1 protein-coding gene is annotated in these 235 nt (G+C 63.4%); it reads right to left on the reverse strand.

Annotated elements, in window-relative coordinates; translation table 11 throughout:
- On the reverse strand, positions 1 to 235 hold a 235-nt coding region (locus SB753_RS41495), incomplete at both ends, for a helix-turn-helix domain-containing protein (protein ID WP_410805746.1).

The following is a 235-nucleotide window of genomic DNA, read 5'->3' on the forward strand; positions in this document are numbered from 1 at the left end:
GCCGAAGAGCTTGCGATAATCGGTTGCGAACTGGCTCATGTGCCAGAAGCCCCACGCGGCCGCCACGTCCTGCACCGAGCGCGAATCGCGCGATGCGTTGCACAGATCGCGCCGCGCGCCGTTCAATCGGATTGCCCGCACATAAGTAGCGGGCGCCATGCCGAGCACGTCCTGAAAGCAGTATTGCAATGTGCGTCGGCTCACATGCAGACGCTCGCACAACTCCGGCACGCTG

It is taken from the genome of Paraburkholderia sp. SIMBA_053, assembly GCF_046534895.1.
Classification (GTDB): domain Bacteria; phylum Pseudomonadota; class Gammaproteobacteria; order Burkholderiales; family Burkholderiaceae; genus Paraburkholderia; species Paraburkholderia caledonica.